Origin of the sequence: Paenibacillus sp. FSL H8-0283 (genome assembly GCF_045040675.1) — a bacterium.
GTDB lineage: Bacteria > Bacillota > Bacilli > Paenibacillales > Paenibacillaceae > Paenibacillus > Paenibacillus amylolyticus.
In genome coordinates this window covers 3367941-3392456 of the sequence record NZ_CP150295.1, presented here as the reverse complement: position 1 = coordinate 3392456, position 24516 = coordinate 3367941, and the positions used below count along the sequence as shown (strand labels likewise).

At 46.3% G+C, this 24516-nt stretch carries 19 protein-coding genes; 1 reads left to right on the top strand and 18 read right to left on the bottom strand.

Features of this window, described 5'->3' with window-relative positions; all coding sequences use genetic code 11:
• Window positions 1-4 precede the first annotated feature (4 nt).
• From MHI52_RS15270 to MHI52_RS15245, 6 genes are all read right to left on the bottom strand, one after another.
• Window positions 5-1768: a sensor histidine kinase gene (locus tag MHI52_RS15270; RefSeq protein WP_405159316.1), complete on the bottom strand. Its 1764-nt coding sequence runs from the start codon at window positions 1766-1768 to the stop codon at window positions 5-7.
• A gap of 22 nt (window positions 1769-1790) precedes the next feature.
• Entirely contained in the window at window positions 1791-2906 is a 1116-nt protein-coding gene (locus tag MHI52_RS15265) for a response regulator (RefSeq protein ID WP_405159315.1), read from the bottom strand.
• Window positions 2907-3256: 350 nt separating this feature from the next.
• On the bottom strand, window positions 3257-4096 hold the full coding sequence (locus tag MHI52_RS15260; RefSeq protein WP_405159314.1) for a formylglycine-generating enzyme family protein: 840 nt from the start codon (window positions 4094-4096) through the stop codon (window positions 3257-3259).
• Window positions 4097-4229: 133 nt separating this feature from the next.
• Entirely contained in the window at window positions 4230-4865 is a 636-nt protein-coding gene (locus MHI52_RS15255) for a glycoside hydrolase family 11 protein (RefSeq protein ID WP_036615877.1), read from the bottom strand.
• A 71-nt stretch (window positions 4866-4936) separates the two neighbouring features.
• Window positions 4937-5710: an esterase family protein gene (locus MHI52_RS15250; RefSeq protein ID WP_076253046.1), complete on the bottom strand. Its 774-nt coding sequence runs from the start codon at window positions 5708-5710 to the stop codon at window positions 4937-4939.
• A gap of 41 nt (window positions 5711-5751) precedes the next feature.
• A complete protein-coding gene (locus MHI52_RS15245) occupies window positions 5752-7035 on the bottom strand; it encodes an SGNH/GDSL hydrolase family protein (protein WP_101313767.1) in 1284 nt (427 codons plus the stop codon).
• 288 nt (window positions 7036-7323) lie between these two features.
• Between MHI52_RS15245 and MHI52_RS15240 the strand changes: the two genes are divergently transcribed.
• Window positions 7324-8466: a glycosyl hydrolase family 8 gene (locus tag MHI52_RS15240; protein WP_101313766.1), complete on the top strand. Its 1143-nt coding sequence runs from the start codon at window positions 7324-7326 to the stop codon at window positions 8464-8466.
• Window positions 8467-8690: 224 nt separating this feature from the next.
• Here MHI52_RS15240 and MHI52_RS15235 read toward each other — a convergent pair whose 3' ends face one another.
• The 12 genes from MHI52_RS15235 to MHI52_RS15180 form a co-directional block, all read right to left on the bottom strand.
• Window positions 8691-10349: an ABC transporter substrate-binding protein gene (locus MHI52_RS15235; RefSeq protein WP_101313765.1), complete on the bottom strand. Its 1659-nt coding sequence runs from the start codon at window positions 10347-10349 to the stop codon at window positions 8691-8693.
• Window positions 10350-10369: 20 nt separating this feature from the next.
• A complete protein-coding gene (locus MHI52_RS15230) occupies window positions 10370-11299 on the bottom strand; it encodes a carbohydrate ABC transporter permease (protein ID WP_127548526.1) in 930 nt (309 codons plus the stop codon).
• Window positions 11300-11326: 27 nt separating this feature from the next.
• Complete coding sequence (locus tag MHI52_RS15225; protein ID WP_036671100.1) at window positions 11327-12181, bottom strand: sugar ABC transporter permease; 855 nt, start codon at window positions 12179-12181, stop codon at window positions 11327-11329.
• A gap of 275 nt (window positions 12182-12456) precedes the next feature.
• Entirely contained in the window at window positions 12457-14808 is a 2352-nt protein-coding gene (locus MHI52_RS15220; protein ID WP_405159313.1) for a helix-turn-helix domain-containing protein, read from the bottom strand.
• A gap of 294 nt (window positions 14809-15102) precedes the next feature.
• On the bottom strand, window positions 15103-16809 hold the full coding sequence (locus MHI52_RS15215) for an RICIN domain-containing protein (RefSeq protein ID WP_076253040.1): 1707 nt from the start codon (window positions 16807-16809) through the stop codon (window positions 15103-15105).
• Complete coding sequence (locus tag MHI52_RS15210) at window positions 16806-17024, bottom strand: hypothetical protein (RefSeq protein WP_405159312.1); 219 nt, start codon at window positions 17022-17024, stop codon at window positions 16806-16808. The genes MHI52_RS15215 and MHI52_RS15210 overlap by 4 nt, the downstream gene beginning before the upstream one ends.
• Before the next feature lie 58 nt (window positions 17025-17082).
• Window positions 17083-18030, bottom strand: coding sequence for a carbohydrate ABC transporter permease (locus MHI52_RS15205; RefSeq protein ID WP_036615897.1), 948 nt, complete (start codon window positions 18028-18030; stop codon window positions 17083-17085).
• Between the two features lie 17 nt (window positions 18031-18047).
• On the bottom strand, window positions 18048-18893 hold the full coding sequence (locus tag MHI52_RS15200; RefSeq protein WP_082219083.1) for a carbohydrate ABC transporter permease: 846 nt from the start codon (window positions 18891-18893) through the stop codon (window positions 18048-18050).
• A gap of 53 nt (window positions 18894-18946) precedes the next feature.
• Window positions 18947-21523, bottom strand: coding sequence for a DUF5696 domain-containing protein (locus MHI52_RS15195; protein ID WP_405159311.1), 2577 nt, complete (start codon window positions 21521-21523; stop codon window positions 18947-18949).
• Window positions 21524-21540: 17 nt separating this feature from the next.
• The gene (locus MHI52_RS15190) at window positions 21541-22176 is read right to left on the bottom strand and encodes a YIP1 family protein (protein WP_339199698.1); all 636 of its coding nucleotides are present in this window, start codon (window positions 22174-22176) and stop codon (window positions 21541-21543) included.
• The gene (locus MHI52_RS15185) at window positions 22160-23623 is read right to left on the bottom strand and encodes an NHL repeat-containing protein (RefSeq protein ID WP_076253037.1); all 1464 of its coding nucleotides are present in this window, start codon (window positions 23621-23623) and stop codon (window positions 22160-22162) included. Before MHI52_RS15185 ends, MHI52_RS15190 begins: the two co-directional genes overlap by 17 nt.
• Before the next feature lie 15 nt (window positions 23624-23638).
• The gene (locus tag MHI52_RS15180; protein WP_026081082.1) at window positions 23639-24514 is read right to left on the bottom strand and encodes a carbohydrate ABC transporter permease; all 876 of its coding nucleotides are present in this window, start codon (window positions 24512-24514) and stop codon (window positions 23639-23641) included.
• Window positions 24515-24516 lie beyond the last annotated feature (2 nt).

The following is a 24516-nucleotide window of genomic DNA, read 5'->3' as shown; positions in this document are numbered from 1 at the left end:
CCTCCTATTTCCTCTGTTCCAGCTTAGAGATCGGTATACGGTACCCTGCAATGGTTTCCTTTCCAGGTACACTGCTTAGATCAAATATCGCATTTCCTTCATAAAAGAGTTCCAACCTGCGGTAGACATTGCGGAGTCCTACATGCTCGCCGTTCCTGGGTCTTTCAGAACGAATATCTCGCAAGAGCTCGGTTAATCTCCCTGCATCCATACCGATTCCATTATCGATCACCTGAATAACCAGTTCAGAAGCGTTTCGACTCGCCGTTATCTTGATCTGTCTTCCATTTTTTCGCGCCTGCAAGCCGTGTTTGCAGGCATTTTCGACGAGCGGTTGAATACTCATGCGGGGAATAAGCAACGAAGCTACATCAGGATCAACCTCGAAGGTGTAATCAAACAGCTCTCCAAAGCGAAACTTCTCAATCTGGAGATAAAGATTCGTAAATTGCAGCTCTTCTTGCAAAGGAATCAGATTGTCAGAATGACTGAGCAACTGTCTCATCAGCTTGGACAGACTTTTAATAATCTCAATTACTTCCGTATATCCATTCTTTGTACTAACGACTAGCAAGGCATTCAATGTGTTAAATAAAAAATGGGGATTCATCTGACTCTGGAGCATGGACAATTCAGTCCTCACTTGATCCAGCTCCAGATCTTTTTGGCGGATTTCCAGTTTATATACGTCATTAATCAGCGTATGAATTTTACCAATCATGATGTTAAATGTACGAATAAGCCCGCCAATTTCGTCGCGGCCTTCGTGAATTTCAATCAGATCGAATCGTTCGTTACGAACCTTCTCCATATGTCTGGATAACTTGCGAATCCGATAGTGGTAGGAACGCAAAATAATGTAGATCAATACAGAGGGGACCACGATACTTAATGCCAGCAACCCCAGAATTGATTTAAAGGCTTCTTGCAAAAGGTGGTCAAGGTGACGCGTATCGGCAACTCCAATCAATTTCCAACCCTTTAGGTAGGCTAGATTCCCCAACGATTTTTCGAGCGTGTAAGCAGAATCTCCAGATTCCTTGAGCATTGATTCATTATCAAGGGGGGATAAATCGGTTTCGCTGAACTCCCCACTTGAAACGACAGTTCGATTGTTGCTGTCCACCAGTCGCAGCTGAAGACTGTCTGATTCACGATTTAAAATGCTGTACACCCGGCTAAGTTCCAGATCAATCTTGGAATACTTGTTGTAATTGGCATAGGAAGTATAGGTATCCATTTTGCCAATCACACTGATTCTTCTTCCCGCGTTAAATCCGGATGGCTCAATATAATCAACGACAAGAATGCCTCCACTGGTGGATTTCAGCTGTTTCAATCCAGGGAGTACATTCTTGTCTTTCATCACGATATAATGACTGCCCGTCTGAATGGTATCGTTATCCGTATAGATACGCACCTCCAGAATATTCGCTGACATGTACCGTGTTAATTTATCTCGCAGGAATGCATGGTAGACGTTGTAATAATCCACGGGGGAGTGATAGGTCCGATCCAGTGCCTCATAGAGAGAATCGTCTGCTGCAATAATTCGGCTCAGGGCAACGCTCTCATCAATCATGCCTAGCAGTTCCCCCGCAGCCCTGTCGATGGATTTACGTAGATTTTCCTGTTCTCTAATCTTGATATCCGCAGAGGTTCGTTCATAAAAGAAGATATTAATCGTTATTACAGGAAGGAGAATACTAAGTACATAAATAAGCAGAAATTTGGATCGGAGAGGAATATCATTAACCTTACTGAACATCCAGAATTTATGACGCATATAATCACCCTTGGTTTTTGTTTTTATAGACTGACGGAAGCTCCCCTGTATGCGCTCTGAACTTTTGGGTGAAATATTCAGCATCATGATATCCTAGCCTGAATGCAATGTCAGTGATCTTCATATTGGTACGTCGCAGGAGTTTACGGGCCTCCTCAACACGAAGCTGGTGCACATAGTCACTGAAACTGACCCCCATCTCCCGCTTGAACTGTTGACCCAGGTAGGCAGAATTCACGTGAATACGATTAGCTACATCCTGTAATTTAATTTTACTTCGATAGTGTTGCTTCAATTCATTCACTGCTTCTGCAACCAGCCCTCCCGTACCCGTCTTTTGCTTCAATTCAGACTGGGAAAGTTGCTTGGACAGTCGAACACACAGGTCTTGCAATGTGCCGGAAGACCAACTCGTAGCCTCATGCCAATCTTTTTCACATAGTATTTCTCTGCAACCCTCTCTTTTTCCATATTTACGTAGCAACTCCCCATGGATATATCGGATGACATGATGTATCCATTCCAACGAAACCTCTGCTTTCTCACTTTTCTCTAACAGTGCACTCACTGCAATATCGATAGAATACGTATTTTCTGCTTCAATCAACGCCAAGATCTCTTTGGAGATGTTCATCATTTGCTCTAAATCATATTCTTCGCTTATTAGATATTCATTAAGATGATTCTCATAGGCTTCATCTGTAACCATGACTCCATTTTGCTGTTTTTGCTCATTTCTGCGTTTGTCCAGAGGTTCAATCATGTCCATAAGGATTTGATGAATCTCCTCGGGAACAAGAGGTTTGAGCACGTACTGATCGACCTGATACCGTATGGCTTGCTTCGCGTAATTAAAATCGGAGTATCCTGTAACGATAACAATTTTAGAGGTATAGGCGAGATCTTCTCGCAAGGTGTGAATCAAACCAATACCATCCATAACAGGCATTTGAATATCCGTGACGACAAGATCCGGTTCAACCGAGTTGAATAAAGCAAGTGCTTCCTCCCCATCTGTTGCCGTTCCGCAGAGTTCATATCCACAAGCTCGCCAGTCAATCATTGTTCTCCATCCTTCTAGCATAAACGGCTCATCATCCGCGACAATGACCTTGTACATTAGCTCACCTCACTTTTATCCTTGATCAGCTGCATGTATTTTATCTATATCAATAGGTAGATTCCAGTTGTTCTGAAAACGCTAAACAGCAGAACAACAGCAGGATTGTTGTCTGCTCGCACAACTTTGGAGAACAAAATTTCTACCAGTCTCATCGTCATTTATCAATAACATAGAACATGGTTCCATCGGACCGTACTATAAGAACGCTCCGATTTTAGCGAAGTGCCGGGATAACAATTCAAGTGTAACGCTTACATTTTGGTACAACAACCTGTTAAACTATAGGTTTTCACCCGACAAAGTATAGGTTTAGATCAGAAGTAATCTATTGCCAGGTAAAAGAGTTTTCATTCTCCACGCACAATACGGAATCCTTGATCGGGACCAAAACCATTTGCATCAAATTTGCCTCGAAATGATATTTCATTGTTATTGACACCGCCGATCCAGCCTCCGCCTTTCACAACTCGCCAGGATTGATTGGGACTCTCCGAATCGCTGTACCAGTCCCAGCACCATTCTCTCACATTCCCAGACATATCATAGATTCCTAACTCATTCGCCTTCTGAGTTCCGACTTTTTTGGTTTGATTACGGTTGCTCTCAATAGCGGGCCAGCTCCAGTCACCCGTCAGAATGTTCTCGCCGGCATTTACCCAGTACCAAGCAACTTCATCAGGATTGTTACTTCCGCTGTATGTGTAATTTAAGCTCTTTTGACCTCCGCTTGCAGCGTATTCCCATTCTGCCTCTGTGGGTAAACGGTAACCGTTGGCGTCCTCGTTGATCGTTACATTCCATTTTATAGTGTCATTTTCATTGTGATTATTCGTGTCCTGGTTGTCTTTATCTATATTGTAATAAGGTTTCAGGTTTTCTTTTATACTTTTTTGATTACAGTATTCCACTGCGTCATACCAGCTGACCATTTCAACAGGCAGGTCATCTCCCTTGAAGCCAGAATGGTTTTCCCCCATAACCTCCATCCATTCTTTTTGAGTTACTTCATATTTGCCAATATAGAAGGAATCCAGCGTTTCATTCCTATCGATCTGACTCGGCTTACTGCTCTTGAAGGCTCCTCCTTCGACGAATACCAAGTCATCGCTTAATTTCGTATTACTTGCTGAACAAGCACTTAGACTAACAACTATAGCGATTAAAGTTAACCATACCAGCTTCTTCATTCAATTATTCTCCTTTACTAGCTTAAATCCGGCAACGTCGAGGTCCGTTAGTCTGGAGAATAACGTTACTCAACGCTACCGGAAAATTGAATTTCAAATGCAGGTGCAGAAGTTGAACTGCATCACATCATTTTTACCAAACCGTCACGTTTGCGCTTCCGCTACTTTGATAACCTTCCGTTGCCATCACCTGATAGGACCAGCTGTTGCCTAAGTACATCCCTTTGCTCGCCCATGCATTCACATGATTACTGAACGTGATGGTAGAATTGACTCCGATTGGTTTCTTGGTCTGTCTAACACTCCAATACTGAGGGAAAGTCTGAGTACCATCAATGGAAGGTGCATTGTATCTCATCGTTGTATAGATGTCATATGTGCCGCCATCACTAGTCATCGAGCCCTTATACGTTCCGGTAGGACGATACGTTCCCCAGCTATCCACCACGTAATATTCAATTAGAGCGTTTCTAGTCCAACCATAGAAGGTGAGATAGCCGTTACCTGAAGGAGAGAATACGCCGGCATTATAATTGACCACTCGATTAGGCGTACCGTATGTCCACCCTTTCCCGACAACAAAGTTCCCGGTATTTTGCCAATTCACGCTGTAATTCCCGCCCGATCCATTCACGGCGTTGACTGTTCCTCCACCATCTGTCCAATTTTGCCAATAATCTGTTGCTGCGCTCGATGTGGCTGCGAAGACACCAAAACTCATGGAAGCTGCAAGAACAACGGTTAACAATTTTTTGCTAAATTTAAACATAGATTATACCTCCTGATATTTTAATAGATTTGGTTGATGCTACAATCCGATATGAATGTTCTTCAGCAAATTCACTTGAAAAGACGTTGCGAAAACAGATACAAATCGTTCTTCCACACGGGCCAATCATGTCCTCCACTTTCCTCATGCCAAATGTGAGGTACTCCGTGTTGCGCCAAATATTGGTGAACCCCAAGACTAATCTCTATAAGATTGTCCTGTTCACCGCAAGAGATCCATAACAGCGAGAGTAATGAAGGCGCTTTCGAAAGATCAGGGACAAGTAGCTCCGGACTTCTGGTGTTTGGGGCTGCAGAGAAAGCACCGATCCATGCAAAATGGTCTAGATTATTTAATCCGATATTTAAGGATTGACCTCCACCCATGGATAAACCAGCAATCGCCCTTTTATCCCGGCTTTTATGCAAAGGGTAGTTCGACTCCATGTAAGGTATCAAATCGTTGAGCAGATCGGATTCGAACCGTTTAAATGCTTTGATTTTCTCAGGTTCAAACAGGTCTCCTACGGCTCGATCATTCGACATTGCGCGACCGTTGGGGAAAACAATAACCATCGGTTCAAGCATATTATCGTTGTACAGATTATCGAGAATAATTTGCGGAGATCCATGAGTATGCCATTCGGTTTCGTCTCCGCCAATACCATGCAAAAGAAAAAGTACAGGATACATCGTTGTCGAAGAAAATTCTGGTGGGGTGTACACCATCGCTTTACGGGAATTGCCAACCGTGGTGGAAGGATACTCTACCGTCTCCATGACTCCACGTGGTATATTCTCCCGATACTGGTCATATCCCGTTACTGCTGGTGAGATCAATTCCATTCTCTTTTCCTCCGAACATATGAGTGACTATCAGTCTTCAGTTAATCCACATAGCCAAAACCCAGAATAGTGAAGCATTTATGTTCATGGCCTTCCGCCATTTCGATCTCGATGGAGTGCTCCCCCACATGCTCTTCGTTAAGCAGAAGTGTGGCATGGCAATGGGTCCAGTTCACTTGACGCGGATCGACTTTTTGGACAAATACCCCATCTACCTTGATATGTGCAGTTCCGAATTCATCGTTACCAGAATCCTTGAAGATCAGAATGAGGCGTTTGCACTGCAAACTTATCCGAAAACTACTCTGATCCTCTTTTCCCTCTCCTGTACGCATCCAGTTGTTGGGGAACTGAGGTGTACCATAGTCATGAGCATCCATCTCAGCCATCTGCAGATCCGTGTCCGTTTTACAAAAAGAGCCTGCATCGATTCGGGCAATATGATTGCCGTTTTTCCGATCCAACAGCTTCACATTAACAAATTCATTTCCAATTAGCGGAGCTTTTTCAATATCATGATCTTTCTCATCCCACTCAGAACGATTCGTCACGTCGAACAAATATTCCAAACAATCGGCCATAATTCGATGCCCTATGTTAGTTGGATGATATATATCATGGAAAAATTGCTTTTTGGAAATAACGTTGCCTTCACCTTTTGTCTTGCTGAACTGATCTACGACAGCATCTTTCACACTTACCATTGGAAGATCATAATGCCAGCCTACCGGAGCGAGACGATCCTGTAGATTCCAGTCATTTTCGAATACACTGAATAACAAGATGACCGCTGGCTTGTTATCGGCAGTAAGTGCTTTGAGTACCAAACTCTCGTAACATTTACCTTGGGTTTCATCATCTGCGTCATTGACTGCGAATTCGATTATGACAATATCCGGCTGAACGGCACCTCCCCTCAGCACATCACGATCATAACGTACAATCCCCAGTTCTGAAGGAGTTCCACCCACACCTGCTTTAATCAGATGAATCGGACTATCTTTTGAAAGCGCAAACATAAACTTGAACGACTCATACGACCGATAAGCGTAACTTTGGAGATGAATAGGTACTGCACCAGCACCATGGGTAATGGAGCCTCCAATATAAGCGATAACGACAGATTCGCCGTTTTTTGCCTTCTTAATGGCTCGCTTTAATCTGACATTATTCCCTTTGTTCAGAAGAGATCGGCCAATCATGTCGCGATATCTATGTGACTCAAAATCAATTGCGGGCTTGACTGCCGACGCTGTCACTCCAACTGGATCGCGCGGTGCAGTGAATTCCGTGTTTTCACCTGCATCTCCTGAATCCTGGAGCATAAATCATCATCACATCCTTCCGGTTTAGATTCTGACCATCCTCAAACGACTTATAAAGAATCACAGCTTGTATTATTAGATCAGATGTGATCCTTCTCCCAAAGTGTATCCCTTACATAATTTTACAACAACCTGACAAAGTATAGGATTTTAACCAATATATCATTTTAATTTGAGTACAATGACATGCAGATCTGAACACCTATAATTTTTCATGTAAACGCTTTATTTTGTATACTATTTCCATGTTATAATTTTGAAAAACCGCATTGATGAAGGAGGATACTCATGAATATCACGGGTCAAGGCGCGTGGGATACGGGTACATATACAAATCTGTTCTTGAAGCTAGGCTACGATGAGAATGAGATCACGAACAGATTGGAAGAAACATGGAACGAGCTGTTTTACGGCGATGACAATACTCGAATATATTACCACATGGGTGAGGACAAGGGTTATTTGCTGGACACTGGTAATCTCGATGTTCGCTCCGAGGGCATGTCCTATGGCATGATGATGGCTGTTCAGATGGACAAAAAGGAGGAATTTGATCGACTCTGGAATTTCTCACACTCGTTTATGCAACATAAAGCGGGTCGTTATAAAGATTATTTTGCCTGGCATTGCAAGCCTGACGGAACCCGACTCTCGCAAGGTCCTGCTCCTGATGGTGAGGAGTTTTTTGCCATGGCGCTTTTTTTTGCCTCCAACCGCTGGGGCGATGGCGCTGAACCTTATGATTACAAGGCACAAGCCCGCAAAATCCTTCGTGCATGTATACATCAAGGCGAAGACGGCGAAGGCGATCCCATGTGGGACCCGGAAACAAAACTGATCAAATTCATACCAGAAACACCGTTTAGCGACCCATCCTACCATCTGCCTCATTTTTATGAGCTATTCGCGAAATATGCGGATGAAGAAGATCAGCGCTTCTGGAAAGAAGCGGCGGCCGCTAGTAGAGCTTACCTTCATACAGCCTGCCATCCCGTAACCGGACTATCACCTGAATATGCGAACTATGACGGCTCTCCGGCTCCAATACAGCCGTATGGTGATTTCAGACATTTTTACAGTGATGCCTACCGTGTTGCTGCAAATATAGCGCTGGACTGGGAATGGTTCCGCAAGGATCACTGGCAGATCGAACAATCCAATCGGATTCAATCCTTCTTCAGTGATATTGAAATGTCCGATTATCGTCGTTATACAATAGAAGGTGAACCTTTCGACGAACCTTCACTGCATCCTGTAGGTTTGCTGGCTACCAATGCCATGGCTTCACTGGCTGCGGAAGGTCCACATGCTGACACATTCGTTCGCAAGTTCTGGAACACACCTTTGCGTCAGGGAGAGCGACGTTATTACGACAATTGCCTGTATTTTTTCAGCATGCTCGCTCTAAGCGGAAGATATCGCATGTACTAAACTAAGAAAGTGTGCACGAGCCGTTGAACCTGCCCTGTGAACGTTTGGCTTGCAGGACAGGTCCAATCACTGAATTTTAAGAAGGATGCAATGATATTACGATTTAATCTATATCAATAAAAAACGTTCCCGGCTCGCATATGTTGACTGCGAACCGGGAACGCGTTTGGTTGTGCAAATAAAGGCAGTAACTTTTCCCGCTCTGTATGATTCAGATACTTTAATTATTTGGAAACAGAAGAAGTATCATAGGAAGACTGCATAATCTCCAGATATCGATTCATGTTCAATCCCTCCAGGCCTTTCACATATTCATCCCAATCCTTATCCAGACTTTTGGCGCCAGTAATAAATTGCAGGGCGTTCTGATCGATGTAATCCTTGAGATTGGTCTGCATCATGCTGGCTTCATCAGCTTGGGACGGATCTACCCACAATGCCCAATGAGGGAAAATCTCTTTTGGTTCCTTGCCCTCCATTAACAATGTCGCCTCATAGAGACGTCGCTCACCACCATCATTGGCATAGATGTCTGTCCCCTGTACTTCGGAGTCCCGATATGCCTGATAATGATTGTACTGACTCAATGCAGCCCAACTGTCATTACGAGGTTCTTCTCCAGAAGGAAGCGGAATGGCTTTATATAACGGCTCAATCTGATCATTGAGCGCCACTTCTCCTTCTTGTGGTTTGCGCCAGCTTACGCCCTCTTCTCCCAGATATGATGCCATGGTTCCTTCCTGGGTATAGAGATAATCCAGTAGCTTTATGGCCGCGATCTGTGTTTCCTCACTGGCTTTGTTTGTCAGTACAAAAGACGCTCCGGGATCAATCGGATAGTTGTACGTAGCATAAGCAGCATGGGGTCCCTTCAATGGAGGGATGGGATTGTAATCATTCCCGTAAGGAGAACCTTCGGCAGTGGTTACGAATAATGATGGATGCATCGCTGCTCCCGCACCGAGAAGCTGTGCATCAGCGTTATCTCCAATTTTTTTGAAGGCCCCGACGTTTTGGGTAAATGCCCCTGGATCAATCAACCCTTCATCGTACAGGGATTTAATATAGGCAAGCCCTTCTTTCCACTCCGGTTTGTTCACTACGGTCTCCACTTTCCCCTGATTGACAATGAGATAATTCCGATCGTCGTCATAGATAAAACCGTTCATCAAGTACGGAATAATGTGCACACCGAAATTTTCAGTCGAACCGCTTAGCGGTACTTCGTCGGCTTTACCGTTCCCGTTCGGGTCTTTCGTTTTAAATGCCCGAAGCATTTCCTTAAATTCTTCTGTCGTCGTGGGTTCGGTCAGGCCTAGTTGTTCCATCCATTTGGTGTTGACCCACATCTTGTTGGGGTATGAACAGTGAAAACATTCATTCAGACCCGTCAGACCATAGATATTTCCGTCAGGAGCAGTGTTCATGGCCCGATAATAGTCATTGCTCTCAAGTACTTTTTTAATATTGGGAGCATGCTCCTCAATCAGATCATTCAGCGGCAAAATAACCCCCTGCTGACCAAACTTCAACAAGTCTGTCTGGGAGAAACGATCTACCCAAGGGATGAGCAGATACAAGTCCGGATAATCACCGGAAGCCAGTGAAATCTGTCTTTTCTCCGCTGCACCGTCGAATGGAACCGTAGTCCAGTTGAACTGAATATCAAACTTCTCTTCCATTTTCTTCGTGAATTTGTTAGTGGACAGGTTGGTATCCGAACCCTGGTGAGCAAACACATTAATGGCCGTCTTGCCTGACGGATCGCTGCCTTCCCCGTTCCCCTTATCAGAGCTTGAACATCCGGCAAGTACCAACGAGGTAAACAGCATACAGGCAAGAATGATGAATCCCGCTTTTTTCAATATAATCCTCTCCTTCATGAATAATAGAAAAAATGAACTTATCCTTTAACTGAGCCAATCAGCATACCTTGCACGAAATACCGTTGAACAAAAGGATAGATGATTAGCACCGGCAAGCTGGCCATCACAATTAACGAGTACTTCATGAGTTCAGCCATCTGCTGCTGTTTGATCATTTCCGATGCATCCATGCTCCCCGTACTGCTGTTCAGAATAAGAATGCTACGTAATATCAGCTGTAGCGGATAGAGCGACTGTGATTTCAGATAGATGAGGGCGTCAAAGTATGCATTCCACTGACCGACAGCGTACATAAGTGACAACACGGCGATAATCGGTTTGGCGAGTGGCAGGATAATACTGAAGATAAACCGGATGTCACTGCAGCCATCGATGTCTGCTGCTTCGGACAATTCTTCCGGTATCGAATTCTGAAAAAAGGTACGGGCAATGATGACTTGCCATACCCAGACGGCATTGGGAATCAGCAACGCCCAACGGGTATCAATCAGTCCCATGGTTTTGACCACCAGATAGGTAGGGATCAAACCGCCTGAGAACAACATGGTGAAGGTAATAAACATCATTAACGAGCTGCGACCAACAAACGTTTTTTTGGATAATGGATAAGCAATCATAATGGTCAGTGCCACGCTGATGAAGGTGCCGCAGGCTGTATAAAAAAGGGAATTGGCATAACCGGTAAGGACTTGATCATTCCGCAATACAGACTTGTAACCGTCAAACGTCAGGTCAATGGGCCACAACCAGACTTTTCCCGAGGAGACGGCAGCAGGGCTGCTGAGCGAAGAACTCACAATATATATCAAGGGATACAGCACGGCAATCAGCACCACTGTCAACATGAAGTAAACAACCGTTATAAATACTCGGTCTCCCCAGGATTCACGAATCGTACTGGTGCTCTTGATCCGCGAACGACCTGCATTTGTCTGTGTGTTAGGCATGGGTTGATTCTCCTCCTTTCGCTCCCGTTACCATAAGCTTGTATTGGACAGTCGCTTGGCAACCGCGTTTACAATTAATAGCAGAATCAGGTTAATCACCGAGTTGAACAGGCCAACCGCAGTAGCGAAGCTGTAATTGGCATTCAGCAATCCTATTTTATAGACATACGTGGAGATGATCTCCGAAGCAGACAGGTTGAGCGGATTTTGCAGCAAATATATTTTTTCGAACCCAACGGCCATGATATTCCCTACACTCAGGATCAGAATGATGACGGCTGCCGGAAGTAGTCCAGGCAGATCAACATTGATGATTTTCTGTATTCGGTTGGCTCCGTCCACTTTGGCGGCTTCATACAGGGATGGATCAACACCTGCCAGAGCAGCCAGATATATCACAGCGGAGTACCCCATTCCCTGCCACACATCGGAGAATACGTAGATGGATCGAAACAGTCCAGGCTCACCGAGAAAATTCACTGCTTCGAAACCAAGGGCGCCTGCAATCGTGTTGACAATACCCAGCCTAGGAGACAGAAAGAGCATAATGATGGAGACCATAACAACGGTAGAGATGAAATATGGAGCATACGTCACCATTTGTACTGTTTTTTTGAATCGTATGTTTTTGATTTCGTTCAGCGCGAGCGCCAGTAATATAGGAATCGGGAAACCAACGATCAGGCTGTAAAACGAAATGTAGAGTGTGTTCTTGATCAGCATGACAAACGCTGGATTTTTAAAAAGTAATTCGAAATACTTGGTTCCGGCCCACGGACTGCCCCAGATCCCCTTGATGACGTTGTAATCTTTAAATGCCAGGACCGCATTCACCATAGGTACATACTTGAAAATAATAAAGTAAGCAATCGGTGGCAGGATCAGCAGATATAGCTGCCAATGTCGCCTCCAGCTTCTGAATAATGCTTGCTTCAAGGCAAACGGTTTACTTGGTTTCTCCACGGACTTTGATTCACTGGTCATTGTGGTTCTCAGAATCATCCCCCCATTCTTGGCTCCAAATCGTGCTGAACTTCAGCTCAACTTGGTAGCGCTTACTTTTTGAGTAATCATAAGATTGCGCTGGGGATGCGTAAAGGTACAGTTACGCTGAGAAAGTACAAATAGCGAATATAGTTCCCGAGAAACAGCCTACATTAACCGCTATGAACGTCCATTTTCCGAAATACACTCGGAGAAATGCCGCGTACCCGCTTGAAAGCTCGGCGGAATGAATGTGCACTATTATACCCGGTGGCCTCCGCTATCTCGTCAATGGTCTGACCGGTGGAGTGCAACAAGTTCGAGGCAGCATCGATGCGTACCCGTTCTACATAATCGGAAAGATTCTCTCCCGTATGTTCTTTGAATAGTTGGGATATAAACTTCTCGGACTTGCTCATGTGCTCGGCAATCCGATAGATCGTCAAGTTTGCATCCCCATAATGTTGTTGGATAAAACAAATCATTTCGCTTACAGTATCCGCATGTGCTCCTGCTCTTCTTCTCTGGAAATCACCGCAGATGTCTTCCGTTAACCGTTTGAATTTTGCCCGCAGCGAAGTGATCGTTTCTGTCATCTGAATGGATGTCACCCGGGTTTTATATTCCTCCAGCAGGGAGGCATCCAGCTTGAATTTGGGTTCGTCCAGCTTCAGAAAAGTCCCCTTCAGCTCCATGATGAACTGCTGTGTCATCTCGTAGGACAGTTCCCGCTCTTCTAAATTACGAAGAAACAATTGCTCCAGAATGCGTATCGCCTCTTCAGGCTCCCCGACTTTGATTGTGTTCAGCAGGCGCTGTTCAGACTCAATCGGATAATAGAACATTTCATTTTCCTTCATCGTATCTTCAAATCTCACCAGATGATCTGTTCCCATATGAATGGCATAATCCAGAGCTTGTTTGGCTTCGTCAAAGGAACGCCCTGCATCATTCCAGACCTCGTAAGCTGCACCTGTGCCAATTGTTGTGGATATCCGATGCTCCCGGTAGATCACTTCCATCAAGGTGTTCAGCTCTTTTTCACATCTCCCTATAGTTTCATTCAGTTGGTTCTCATCCAATGGACAGGCAAAAGCGATCTGGTCTGTTCCCCAATCCGTGATCAGCAGCTGCGCATTCCACTCTGTAAGTACCTGTTTGATGAGCAGCCTTGCGACACCCAGTTCATGGATCGTTTCTTCACTGTCCGGATTGGCATATCCGTTTACCTTCACTAAGCCTGCCAAGCCCTTGCTGCTATGAAGAGAAATGTGCGCCTGGGATGAGATAACCTCCAACTCAAGTGAGGTATAGACTTCTCCCGTTAACAAACGTTTGATAAAACCGTCTCTCAATAACGGAATCTGCTCATTCATGGCGTTTTTAAGTGAGTCATTATTAGCAATGAGATTGTTAATATGGCTTGCCAAAAAATCATATTCATTGCCCCGTCTGCCTGGGGAATCGGTGATTTGTTCCCGAAAAGAGGCCAACAATCTGTAAACGGGTGCACTATTCCGATAGGCCAGAACTAGCCCGAATAACAGTCCCAAGGCAATGGTTGCCAAAGTAAAGACCAGCGTGACTTGTTTGATTTGGTCCGCTTTTGTCATGAGTGCTTTCTCCGGAATCCCTGCCATGTAATTCCATCCATTTTGACTGGACTGCATCGATATCAGCAGCCGACCATCACTTCCAGGCTGTACATTCTGCACGTTCAGCTCCGTTTCCGCAGCGTTATCTTCTCTCTGGCGACTCTGTGCCATTTGCTCGGCTTCGGCTTGTTCAATGCCATGGGAGAAAATGATCTGTCCTTCCGCATCAGTGACGAGAGTCCAGCCGCCATATTGATCCACAATATTTTGAGTAAGGCTGGCCATCTGATCCTGATCAATCATGACACCAATCGTCGCTTGCGGTTTGTTGAAGCTGTTCAAAGGCAGAGATTGCAGAAACGTAATGGCGGGAACGTCTGCAAGCACAGTGCCGAGTATTTCACGTTTATAGTTTCGAAGCGGTATGATTTCATTAAAGTGTGGTTGTTTGAGAATTTGGTCATGCCATTGTTCAAACGACATACCGTCCAGCTGATTGGCAGCATAATAATGCTCTGGACGATAATACACAGTTCTTGGTGTGATGATGGCATTGTAGTTCGGAATGTGAATGAAGAAATGGGACAAGTAATCATTGGTACTGCTGTACATGGAGAGGCTCCGCTGCATACGGTTCATACCGTAGACATTGTAGAGATCATGCGGCTTTGGGCCAGCAATTAAATTTTGCAAATCGGGATTGACGGCAAGCTGCCTGGTAAAGGCTTCAACTTGAAGAAGGTTACGCTCAATGATCTCTTTCCCGAGACTCAGCGACTTCAAGCTGTTTTCAATGGAACTGGAACGGGCCGCTTCAATAGAAGCTCGGTAAGAGGCATATCCCGCAATTTGAGGAATCATCAGAATGACAAGATACGAAATGAGGAATCGGCGGAACACGGGTGAAAATTTGGACCATAGGAGCTGCATATGTACCCTCCCTTTTTTTATCGAGCGCTTACATTTCTCTGTGTTAAGGTAGCTGTTCAATGATACACCGGGCATTTCTTCCTGGTGAAGGTACAACTTCTTCCTTATGGTACATTTACATACTGTAGCGTACAATGCTTGCATGAAAATAATTGTTGGTCTGCGGGTTAGCGCACAAATATAGTTGTATTTTACCTTCGCATGACATCCATCCCAAAGTATCAAAAACAAACGCAAAAAACCTCTCCAAGACATGGAATGACTTGGGGAGGTTTTTGTTTAATGTTGTGCTTATTAATTGCTAACGGCAACAAATTTCCATTGTTGGTTTGTAGCACCTGTGTAGGTGCTCTGCTGCAGCAAGGCTCCATCCGAAGTGGAAGCGTTTGCCACTTCAATCGCTTTATTGCTGTTCACGTTGATGATACTCCAGTACCCGTTACCAAGATCATTGACCTTAAAATGCTGAGCGGTTGTGTTCAGATTGCTCATGAGTTGAACCGCTTCCCCATTGGTGAGGGTACCGTTGCGAATATCGATGACTTTGTCCGGTGAGTTCACACTTGTCAGTGTATAGTTGCCGCTACCGATCGAGGTCAGAACCCACTTCTGAGGGTTACCGCCCAGATCACTCCACTGCTGGAGCTGAAGATTATTTTCATTTTGACCACCAGGAACATCAACAACTTTGTTGGAATGCCGGGCTACGATTTTATAAGTTGCACCGGATACAAGACCCGTTGTCGGTCCGCCGCCTTGTCCACTGCCCGGGTAAGTCTGAGCACGTTCATGGTACCAGTTGAACAGGAATCGTCCCATGGCACTCCGTGAAGCATCTCCATCCCATTTCAGTCCAGCCGTTGGGTCGGCAAAGGAGCTTCGTGGTCCTTCACTTAGAATGAATCCGTTCATATGAGCTGCAATGCTGACATTACCTGATGCGTTGAAAATCGTTTTGGTATTGGTGCCAAAACCTTCATTGCTACCATTAAACAAGTTCCAATAGGCCGAATCGCCAGGTTTGTTTTTGAACCAGGTTACCTCGGTAATATTAATCGGATATTTGTCAGCAGCTGCCTTCACGTTGGTATTCCACTGGTCTTGCAGGATAGAGAAGTTGTCATATGCGCCATAACCAGGGTACCAGTGAACCGCATATCCATAGTTATTGAGCGGATCAGTCAATGGATGGCTTGCCGTCAAGCTGTAAAATTGGTTGTATCCCAGACCTGCCGCCCAGATGACGTTGTCCGCACCTTTGCTACGAATTGTTGAAATCATGGAATTTTGGAAATTACGCAAGTCATTCCAGTGATCCACAAAGTCATTTTCCCCGTTGTATCCACCCCAATGTCCATTGGCATAGGATTTCACCGGTTCGTTGATCAGTTCGAAGTGAACGTTGTCTGCACTTTTGATCTCCGGGCGTGAAGCGAGATAACCCCAGATTTCGTTGAATTTTTGCAGGTTGGCAGGTGTTGTTGCCTGATCATCCTTCAGTGTGAAGTCCAGTCCCAGGACAACATAGACACCTTTTGTTTTGGCATATTGAATGTACGGAATAATTACATTTTGCGTAACGGTCTGCACACCGGCAAAGTTATATGTACCAGCAGCCACATCTCCCATGTCCTGACGATCGATGAACAGACGCACCTGATTCATATTCCAGCCATGATTGCTTCCGTACTTCGCGCTGGTGTCAGCAAAAGTATCGGTAATGTCTTTCAGATAAGCCAGTGTAGCTGCATGACGGTTATTGCCGTGCAGATTGAGATAATAATTGCTGTCCTGATATGTCCAGTAGGCACCTGAGGGTTGATGCCAACCGTTCAGTAGCACAGGCTGGTTGTTGCTGTTCACCAGGTTTTTGCCGTTTACGTGCAGCTTGCCCATCGGCATGCCCACCCATGCTTCGGCACGGCTGCCTCCCCATGGAGCAATTGTGATCAATAAAGCCAGAATGAGTACAAGTTTACAAGATGTCATGAACTTCTTCACTTTAATTCCTCCTGATCTGATATATTGCCTTGCAATAATGCGAGGTAAGTTCCGTCAGAGTATCTCTGATCAAACAGATCGCTCAGGGTCGGCGCCCGCTCCCGCAGCCCGTTCCACACCAGCAGGGGGATCCTGCGCAGGGAAGGATCCCCCTGCTGTGAGCAGACGTTCATGAGATCGTTACATGCCCCCTTTTCACAGATGGAATGTTGCATGAAGTTCCTCCTCCCTCTTCCAGTCTGATCCCACTCCTAACGTACAGAAGAACTTAACTTAACCGACGATTCCCGTACGCTCTACACTCTCTACGAAATATCGTTGCACAAACAAATAGATGATGATCAAAGGCAGAATGGCAAGAAGAATTCCTGTATCTTGGATCATGCTCAAATAGAACGGATCGGCCTGGGAAGCTGCACCGTCAGTAACCTGCTGGGCCAGATTATACGGAAGGGACGATAACTGAGTCGACATGACTTTACTTGAAGTCAGATAAGTCGTCGTATAAAAGCTGTCGTTCCACTGCCATACGAAGGAAAACAGCATGACTGTTACCATGGACGGAATGGCATTGGGCAGCATAATTCTTGAAAATGTTCGTCCGATGCCCGCGCCGTCCACATAGGCCGCCTCCTCCACTTCCTTCGGAATACCTCTGAAGAATTGCCGGAAGATAAAGATGTACAAGCCGGCCTTAAGTGAATTGGCCGTAATCGCCGTCAGAATAAACGGCCAATAGGTATTAAGCAAATTAACAGGTTTGCCGGCTATAAGCGTCATAAGCCCCATCAGGTCAAAGCTTTTCAGATTCAGGTATACCGGAATGAGAATGGTCGTTGGCGGTACAAGAATCGTTAGAATTACACCAGCAAACAGCCAGTTGCTTCCCCTGAATTTCAGTCTGGCGAATCCGTATCCTGCAAGTGCACAGGATGCTGTAGTCAGCAGTGTAGTCGTTGCAGACAGGGCAAACGTATTAAACAGCGTTGCCCAGTAATCCATCACGCGTATCGCCTCTTTGAAATTGTCGATGGAGAAGTTCTGTGGAATCCACACCACCACTGCCGAATACAGATCACCTTTAGCTTTGATGGATGTGGAAACCTTCTGAAATATGGGAAACAGGATAACGAAGGAAAGCCCGGTAATCAGAACGAATCGGATCATGGCCCACAGCCAGCCTTTCCAATGCTCCAGCGATAATAATCGTGATGTTGTCACGTGGGACACCCTCCTTTCTAATCTTGATAGAAGACTCGCTTCGAGAAAATGATGTTTACGATAACCAGAATGATGGCAATGGCCAGAAAGTAGACCCATGCCATGGCAGAACTTAATCCAAAGTCAAATTTGACGAAGCCGGTATCCCGGATCAGTTCCGTCATGGCGTTATTGGCAAACGAATCAATGATTGTATAGATCGCATTGACAAAAATAAGCGGGCTGACCATTGGGAACGTAATTTTCCAAAAGGCTTCATAACCCGTTGCCCCTTCCATCTTCGAAGCCTCATACAGTTGAGGGGAAATCGTCTGGATCCCTGCCAAAAAGATCAAAATCTGTACACCGGATTGACTGACGATCTGATAGATCCGATCTACGGCGCTACTCAGATACGTAACGATCCAATCGCTCACTCCGGCGTTAACCATCAGATTTTCGAGTTCAAATGTCCCGAGTGAGCTTCCACCTGTGCTACTCTGATTAACCGCTTCAATCAGGCTGGTGCTCTCCAGTGTCATAATCACTCCCGATGCCAGAATAACGGGCAGGAAAAAGATCGACCGCGCTACAGCCCGGCCCCTGAACTTCTGATTCAGGATGACGGCAAGGAACAGACTGAATATAACGATAAGCGGTACGTTGATGAGCACGTCTGTGATCGCCTCAATTAACGCACGGTTAAAGCTTGTATTAACGGTCAGCGCCTGAATATAATTGGCAACACCGTTGAACTGAATTGCTATGCCTTCCGCGTTAGCCTGAATTGTACTCATGCTGTATCGCAGAGAGGCTAACAGCGGAATGAAGAAAAACAACACAAAACCAATGAGCCAGGGAAGCACGTAGATTACGCCCCACATGGCTTTCTGCTGAGCATACGTACGACTTCCCCATTTCCATTTCAGGAGCGTCTTCAGAGCTGCTCACCACCAGTCACATAGCTTTGGGCTTCCACTGTATCGTTGTCAACTTCTACAGGGAAGTCGTTATAATTGACAATTACGAACCCGCCACCTTCATATGTTGTCCGGAAGACGCCCTCCTCCAGGGATTCATGGGACATCATGGAACGTCCGGCAAACGGTTGGTTCACCTGGTTCACCTCGTTGTAGATCTCGGCAGCCAGATCGATCCATTGTTCATAATTCGCCGCGTAGAGATCATCATAATCCGTTTCTTTCACAACATGGTTTGGCGCATTGAACCATGCAAAGTAAGGACTGGCTCCATATTCAATCAGCTTCAGCACATATTGCCTTGCATTGGTATATGTGGAGAGATTGTATGGCGTCCCCGTATAACCGATGCTGCCGTGTACAACGAGCTGATAGAACGGAATCTCTTCATCCTCCAGCTTGAAACGACTGCTGGTCATCGGCGCATCTGTCAGACCAGTTACATACGGCAGGGCATAAGCGTTCCCGCCTTCAGCAACAAGCGAGCCAGCCTGCTGCCCGATCTGTTCAAGTGCCTTCTTTACGGAGCCAAGCGCTTGTGTTCGGTCCACCAGCTTTTTCGGATTCATATCGCTGTTTAACTGAGCTGCCAGATCATTCAGGCTTAGTGAGAGTCCATCCTTTTGAAGGGACCTCAGCTCATCTAACATGTCTGCCGTCACGTCCTCCAGCTTGTTGGGCGAAAGCACATAGGTTGGTGAACGATCCCGGTCCCGCCGCTGGATGGCCTGGTTCATCGGATACAAGACCGCCGGTTCCTGAGTTAATGTGCGTGAAGCTTCCTTGGACGGTTTAAACCCTTTTTTGGATTGCACATTCAGCAGAGCGATATCGGGATAGAAGCCGATGCCCGCTTCTTGTGTGTATGCGCTGAAATCCCGCAATCCCTTTTTCCCGCCTACCGCGCCATCTACTTGGATGGAATCCGGCAGTCGATGATGAAGTCCGCCGTTAAGCCATCCCGCATAGCGCACCTGAATATTGGATACCTTCTTCTCCGTCAAGGCGGAGAGAATGTTTTTGGCTTCATCAAACGTGGTCAAAGCCTCCGTTGAATCATACGGTATGCCCAGCATATGCTGCCTTGTTGTCATGCCGCCGAACAGTTGCAGATAAAAGGGAACGTTACTCTGCTCTTTGCTGGCGTTTAACTCGGGAAGTCCGCCGTTTTGCATCAGATAATCCCGATAGAGAGATGCAAGCCCCGAGTACGAGGCCTTATCTGCCCCGACAAAAGCATATCGAACGACGAAATCAGACGCGGTCGGTTTCTTCTGGAATTTCGGAAGTGTACGAACCATATCACTTGCCTGAAGCGTCACATCGCTCTTGTTCACCACATAGAAGCTGGGATATACGTTGTTGTAGCTGTTCAGCTTGCCGCTGATATCGGCATTCACAACTGCAACGGCATCCCCTTCTTCAATAATGCCCAGAAAAGCTCCCTCTTTCCGAATCAGTCCAAATACCGGCAACCTAACTCTGGCTTCATTCGAACTTGCTTCCCGTAGTTTCATGGTCATATCCGGTCCATATATATCTTGTTGATAGGCAGGATACTGCAGCTTGCCATTGTTAAAATGGATCAGCGCTCCCGAACCGTCCGGAACCAGTATGGAGCCCTCTTCTTCTGAACCCCCAGCCCCGAAGTAATCCATTACAGATATGCTGTTGATCGGATATTCCTCCGGAAAATGAATGCCTGAGGACGGAACACGTACAAGCAGATCCTCTTCATCCAGCTCATATTCCATCGTAAGCATAAACAGCCGTGGTCCACTTCGTTCCTCTTCAATGCCAAACTCGGCATGATCCTGAGCCAGATCCTCCGATGTGTAACCGGCTGTGTCAAAAGCCTTCAAGGCCCGGGACAATTGCAATCCTTGCATCGCCTTATCAATCCGGACGTAAGCGCCTTCATCCTTGTCTTCCGCATAGCCGACCTTCAAGGCCCGTTGCCCGGCCTTGTCTAGCTGTGCAAGCAGCCTTTGTTCAAATCGCTCCTTGCTGATCTTCATCGGCAAGTCTTCTATGGATCGCTCAGTGCTTCCAAACTGGTAGTGGACCCGCACGCCGCTTGGCAGCACCTCGTAGCTTATTTGCTTGTGTGCAACACTATCCGTGAAGGAATTCACGGTGCTGCTCTGTCCGAGGCTGTTGAAGAAGCTGAGCTTCGTTTGTGATGACAATAGGTCTTTGTTTATCCCGGCTGCAACCCCATCCTGCTCACGATCTGCAGGATTGCTGCGCCAGATCTGGCCGCTCTGCGTGTGAATCACTGCAATCTCGGCAGTCTCTTCGTTAATGAACAATTGCAGCGCAGCATTCTGCGCAATGCCTACCATGCCGGGAAGGCGGACATCGCTGAACGATGATTTCAGTTTCTCTCCGGGAGGCAGGGAGGGAAAGTCCGTCTGATCAGCGGCAGTCACTGTCTCGTGAGCGAGCGGTGTTGGCGAGAATTGACAACCGCCCAGAAGCAGACTGCCCGCGAGCAGCATTCCTGTTATTTTTTTGGCTACGGTATAATTCATAACAATTTCCTCCTCCCTTAGCCCCGAAGCACTAATTCCTGATAGATGGTTACAACAAACGATACAATCTGCTGTACAAGACTAAAGAATAACAGGCATAGAAATGCCATAAACGCCATCGCTACAAGTGTCAGCAGCATCGTGAGCACCGTTTTGGCTGGTGTGTACTGATGAACCGTCATATTCCCCACAAATAACAGATATACCGTCCATACAACGGCGAGTGCATTGGAGAAATAATAAAAGGCAGTTTCCTGCGCAGAGATCACAAGACTCAGCCAGATCCATGGAAAATGAATGAGTAACAACGGTACCAGTGCAAAGCACGTTGACATGAAAATCTCGGAGAACTTGCCTTCCCCGTCCATCAATGTGGTTAACGACCAGTTCGCCACACACCAAAACAGTACCGGTACAATGACATATAACATTTCGAGCAGACTGTTCAGGTACTTTGGATTACTGAGATTAATGAGAAAACCGCTGTACTGGGCATGCAAAATTTTGGTGATGACCAGAAGCACCAGGATCATGAAAGCAATCAGCAGTGAGTTTCTCTGGTTCCGTTCATATTTCAGTTCCCAGTATCCGTCAAACGGATGAAAAATCAGATGCAGCGGGTACTGGTATAGTTGCTTACTTGATGCCTGCATTCGTAGTCCTCCTTTTCTGCCTGCGAACGATGATGACGGTGACAATCGCAGCGACAGCCAGGAATATACCGGACATCATCCATGAAAAATGCTCACGCATCAGCTCTTTGCGGTACAAAAGAAAAGCTTTGGAATACCCTTTGGGCTCCATGCTGCGCTTGAAATATTTCGCAGACTCGGCGTATTCCTTCTGACGAAGCAATGCTTTGCCAATTCCCGCATACGCATATTCCAAGTTAGCGTTCATCTCGGCAGCTTGGGCAAACAGCACCGAAGATTGATCTTCATCACCGTTATAGTAGCTGCGCACCGCTTCGTGGAGTGTACGTCCGTATTCAGTTGTTTGAAAGACGGTGATTTCACCCAGCGCTTTATCCAGAACTAACATCCGATCTCCCGCACGTTCCAGGGCAACAGGTGTATTAAATTGGCCCAGCCGGTTCCCAATGCCGCCATAAATATGGAGCAGGTATCCGTCTCCATTGTAGGTGAAGATTCGGCCCTTGCTGGAATCCAGTACGGAATACATGTCACTGTCACCCACATCCACATCAATCAGGCGGGATGGCCCTGCTTCCTGGGTATACAGCAAATCACCCTGCGGAGTCTGATAGCCTTCTCTGCGCAAAATGTCTGTACCCTGGGCATTCAGCTTCTTGACCGGATCCTTGCCGCGATCCCCGCTAGTGGCGTAGATGAAGCCCTCTTCATCCATATCCAGATTGGTAAATTCCGTTGGAGTGAACATCACCATCTGGCTCCGCTGCTCCCGTGTTGCAAACCGTTTCCAAAGATATTCCACCGGGTCCACCTGAACTCTGTTCGCTCCAATGAAGGAAGAGAACGTACCATCGGCGCTGAACTCCATGAATCCATCAAATACGCCTTCAGCCATGACGTAGATACGCTCCCCCTTGTCCATAACAATCCGCATCGGTTTAAACTGGAAGTCTTCTTTAAGCAGATCCGATTTTGGTTCAGACACGATCTTGACCAGCTTCCCCTGTTCATCCAGATGCACCACCCGGTGATTATCCGAATCAGCAACCAGCAGATGGCCTTTTTCCGTGACGTACAATCCCTGTGGATTTTTAAAATGATCTTCCTTGCCTTCCTGCTCAAATGAATCAATCGTCCGTACCAGCTTGAAGTTGCGATCCATCTCAATGATGCGGCCATTGCCCGAATCGAGCACAAAGACGTGCTGATTGGCGGTAACATGCATGTCGCTTGGCTCTTTCATAGGAGTTGTGTTCAACTTCTTGCCGGTGATAATGGTTGTTGCCTCATATGCCGCGGGTGAAGGAACTGCGTCACCCCAGAAGGAATAATGATACGCATCCGTTTTACCGTCTGCACTCACATAGGGCGCCTCTTGAACGAACAACAGGAGGCAGATCATGCCCATGATGATCGATTTACGTTTTTTCCATGTGCTTCTCCGCACCTCGCTGCCTCCTTTCTATTCTTTCATGCCCGAAGTGGCCATCGTCTGCATAACACTGCTCTGAGAGATGATAAACAGAGTGATCGGTACAATCATCAGCAGCAAGGCAACAGCCGCACCTACACCGGCCCTTGCAATCCCTCCCTGCACAATCTGACTGAGCGCATAATGCAGCGTTTTGAGATTTTCACTGTAGATGAAACTCCCGCCATCCGTTCCCCATAACGCTGGAAACTGCAGGATCATGAGCGTGAGCCATGCCGGCTTCACATTGGGCATCACGATGCTCCAGAATATCCGGTATTCATTGGCTCCATCGATTTTGGCTGCCTCCAGCAAAGCATCGGGAATCTGCTCCATGAACTGTTTCATCAGGAAAAGTCCCAGCGAGAACGCAAGTGATGGCACAATAATGGACGCATGAGTGTTAATCCAGCCAAGCCAGGACATGACCATGTAGTTCGGAATCGCCGTAACATGCGGCGAGAACATCAGGGACAGAATGACAATGGTGAACAACACTTTGGAACCCGGAAAACGATATTTCGCCAGCGGATAAGCCGCTGCAGATGCAAGCAGGATATGCCCGGCTGTGCCAAGTATCGTAATGAGCAATGTGTTGGCAATATAGCGGGATAACGGCACCCACGAATTGCCCATGAGGTTGATCAGATCGGCAAAATTCTCCGTTGTCGGATTGTTCACCCAGAAGCGCGGCGGGAAAATAAACAGCTCATCCAGCGGCTTGAATGCATTGTTGACAGCATAGATGAGCGGAAGCACCATAAAGGAGCCGAACACGCCCAGCAATGCAAATAACATCAGGCTGACGGTAAATGACCGATTAAGCCTTTTTGGCATGCCAAACACGGCACGTACTTTGCTGGTCATCG